This is a genomic window from Nocardia sp. NPDC060220 (genome assembly GCF_042727815.1).
Classification (GTDB): Bacteria; Actinomycetota; Actinomycetes; order Mycobacteriales; family Mycobacteriaceae; genus Nocardia.
On the sequence record NZ_JBHWZY010000754.1, the window covers coordinates 1 to 3,420 of the forward strand.

A 3,420-nucleotide genomic window follows, 5' to 3' on the forward strand; every position below is an offset into this window, starting at 1 on the left:
TACGACGACGGGGACGCCGGAGGGCGTCCGGGCGCCGGGGCCCACCAGGATGCCGACGATGATCAGCGCCCACCCCCTTGGCCGGAACCGCGACCACTTCCGTGGCGAAAGGATCGGCGGGAATCTCACCCAGCAAACGCCCCAGTCCGTCGGCCAGCGCGTCGGCGCGTTCGGCGCGATGGAGGTGCAACGGCATCCGTTGTTTATACGCCCAGCGACCGACCCGCAATCGCGCGGCCCCGCGACCACCACTGCACCGGGCTAGTGAAATACGCCACACCGCAAGATGTCCCGGCCCCGCCTGCGGCACCCTCGGCGCCGGGCGTGGGATCGTGGCGGTTCGGGTGGGACAGTACGGCCGCGGGCGAAAGGCTGGTTTCGTTTCATGATCGCGCAGGTGTTTCCCCTGGTTCCCGGTGGCGGCTTCATCGTCCGTCGAGTGGGCGCGCGCTGGGAGCTGATCAATTCCCGGCGCTACGGGCCTGATCAGGTGCTGCATTCGTGGCCGCTGGACCGGCACGGCGAAGCGTTCGAGCACTGCCATCGCCTCAACGGCTGCACCATCGCCACTCCGCACGCCGCACATCACTGACAGCAATTGCGCTGTGCCGCAACAACCCTGAGAGACGGCAACCGTGCGTCTCGGCAGAGTTGTCGCGCCTGATGCCGGATTTGGGGTGAAGTAGTGCATTGCGGCGCCCGGTGTGCGAATGTGGTCCATCGTGCGTGACCGTTCCCCCTCCACCCGTGTCGTTTCCCGAGTCGCAGCAACTGCCTGCCTCCTCGCCGCCGCGGCCGCCCTCACTCCGGGCGTCCCTGTTCTCACCGGCCCGGCTCATGCCGCGCCGCCCGCGCTGACCCAGGTGTCGGTGCCTGGATTCGACGCCGACCTGAGCTCCCGGATCGCCCGGGCCGACGCCTATCTCGCCGGCCGTCCCGGTGTGGTCGGCTACGTGCTGCGTGACCGCAAGACCGGTGGCATCTACGCCAACGAACACGCCGAGAACCAGGTCTGGACCGCATCCACGATCAAGCTGGCCATCGCCGCCGACCTGCTCAACCGGGCCCGCGTCGGCGCCATCGGCCTGTCCCCCGACGACCGCTTCAACATCGAAGCGATGCTTGCCACCTCCAACGACCACGCCACCGACGTGCTGTGGCAGAAGTACATCGGCTTCGACCGGATGGCCTACAACAACGCGTTCCGCGCCTACGGCATGGTCAGCCTGATCCCGCAGCCGACCACGACCGCGCTGTTCCCGGACTGGTCGTTCCAGAAGTGCACGGCCGCCGACCTGGATCGGCTGATGAACACCATCCTCGACACCATGCACCCCGACGATCTCGCCTACCTGCTCGACCGGATGCGCTCGGTCGACTCCAATCAGCACTGGGGCGTGTGGGGCGCGGGTGCCTCGATGCGACCCGGCCTGAAGAACGGCTGGTCGGCCGAAGCCGACGGCTGGGTGGTCAACTCGGTCGGCGTCGCGGGCGCCGGTGAGCGGTACACCCTGTCGATCATGAACGCGCTCGGCGGAGCAGGCGGATACACCGACGGCGCCGAGACCGACACCCGGGTCGCCGAGATCCTTCTCGCAGGTCGCTGACTCGGCGCATCCCGTATTGTCGATCGTGTCGTTTCGATGAGATACCGCGTCACACGCCGCGATCGGGTTCTTGTTGCGACGTCACAACCGGAGCCGACTACGGTTACCCCTGTCATTACCACCGCGGGGCCCACCCCAGTCTGTCGAGGAGCGCGACGATGAGCACTGAGTCTGTCGGGAAGCGGCACCACGTAGTGGTGATCGGTTCCGGGTTCGGCGGTTTGTTCGGCACCCGGCACCTGCGCCGAGCCGATGTCGACGTCACGCTCATCTCGAAAACGTCGACCCACCTGTTCCAGCCGCTGCTGTACCAGGTGGCCACCGGCATCCTCTCGACCGGCGAGATCGCCCCGGCCACGCGGCTGGTGCTGCGCAAGCAGAAGAACGCGCAGGTGCTGCTCGGTGACGTCGTCGACGTGGACCTGGCGAACAAGAAGGTCACCTCGCGACTACTCAACCGCGACACCGAAACCACCTACGACAGCCTGATCGTCGCCACCGGCGCCCAGCAGTCGTACTTCGGCAACGACCACTTCGCCACTTACGCGCCCGGCATGAAGACCATCGACGACGCGCTCGAGTTGCGCGCGCGCATCCTCGGCTCCTTCGAACAGGCGGAGCTGGCCACCACCCAGGAAGAGCGTGACCGGCTGATGACGTTCATCGTCGTCGGCGCGGGCCCGACCGGGGTGGAGCTGGCGGGGCAGATCGCCGAGCTCGCCGACCGGACCCTCGACGGCACCTTCCGCACCATCGATCCCCGCGACGCGCGCGTCATCCTGCTCGAGGGCGCCGGCGCGGTGCTCGGCCCGATGGGTCCCAAGCTGGGCGCCAAGGCGGCCAAGCGGCTCGAGAAGATGGGTGTGGAGATCCAGCTCAACGCCATGGTGACCGATGTCGACGCGCACGGCGTGATCGTCAAGGACGCCGACGGCAGCACCCGCCGCATCGAGGCCGTGTGCAAGGTGTGGTCGGCGGGCGTGCAGGCCAGCCCGCTGGGCAAGATGATCGCCGAGCGATCCGAGGGCACCGAGGTGGACCGGGCGGGGCGCGTCATCGTGGAGCCCGACCTCACCGTCAAGGGCCATCCGAACGTGTTCGTGGTCGGCGACCTGATGTCGGTGCCCGGTGTGCCGGGGCAGGCACAGGGGGCCATTCAGGGTTCGACCTACGCGGCCAAGGCGATCAAGGCCGGGCTGCACGGTCAGACGCCGCAGGAGCGCAAGCCGTTCAAGTACTTCAACAAGGGCTCGATGGCCACGATCTCGCGGTTCGACGCCGTCTGCCAGATCGGCAAGCTCGAGTTCAGCGGGTTCCTCGCCTGGCTCGCCTGGCTCGCCCTGCACCTGTATTACCTGGTCGGCTATCGCAGCCGAATCGTCACGGTGATCGGCTGGTTCGTGTCGTTCCTCGGCCGCAACCGCGGTCAGATGGCGGCGACCGAGCAGTGGATCTTCGCGCGGCTCGCGATCGAGGAGGTCAACGCCGATCAGGCGGAGGCCAAGGAACTCGCGGCCGACGTGGGCGCGCCGCCCGCCACCGCCGAACCGCTCACCGCGGAGCAGCGCAAGATCGGCTGACACAGCTCTACGAAGGCCGGGTGGTTCCGTCGAACCACCCGGCCTTTCTCGTGCCAGTTGCCTTTCCCCCGACCGCTGTTGCGGGTTGCCGACGTTTCGGACCCATCCGAGTCGGGCACCGGTCCGAATGTCGGAGGTCATATGTGTGACCAATCCCCAGGATGAAAGGTGATCTATGGCGACGGGGAAACACAGGGCGCCGAACTTGCAGCGACAGAAGGTAGGTTCGGTCG

At 67.5% G+C, this 3,420-nt stretch carries 4 protein-coding genes; 3 read left to right on the forward strand and 1 reads right to left on the reverse strand.

Translation table 11 applies throughout. The features are described from left to right. Nucleotides 1-196: hypothetical protein (locus tag ACFWF3_RS29020; protein WP_379316738.1), on the reverse strand; the 196-nt coding region annotated here is incomplete at its 3' end. 189 nt (nucleotides 197-385) lie between these two features. On the opposite strand from ACFWF3_RS29020, the gene ACFWF3_RS29025 reads away from it, so the two are divergent. The 3 genes from ACFWF3_RS29025 (at nucleotide 386) to ACFWF3_RS29035 (ending at nucleotide 3,187) form a co-directional block, all read left to right on the forward strand. Continuing rightward, nucleotides 386-592 (forward strand): hypothetical protein, encoded by a 207-nt coding sequence (locus ACFWF3_RS29025; protein ID WP_378627280.1) that lies wholly within the window; start codon nucleotides 386-388, stop codon nucleotides 590-592. A gap of 118 nt (nucleotides 593-710) precedes the next feature. Continuing rightward, nucleotides 711-1,607 carry a tat pathway signal sequence gene (locus ACFWF3_RS29030; protein ID WP_379316740.1) on the forward strand — a complete coding sequence of 299 codons (897 nt, stop codon included), beginning with the start codon at nucleotides 711-713 and terminating at the stop codon, nucleotides 1,605-1,607. A gap of 158 nt (nucleotides 1,608-1,765) precedes the next feature. Further along, the gene (locus ACFWF3_RS29035) at nucleotides 1,766-3,187 is read left to right on the forward strand and encodes an NAD(P)/FAD-dependent oxidoreductase (RefSeq protein ID WP_378988360.1); all 1,422 of its coding nucleotides are present in this window, start codon (nucleotides 1,766-1,768) and stop codon (nucleotides 3,185-3,187) included. Nucleotides 3,188-3,420 lie beyond the last annotated feature (233 nt).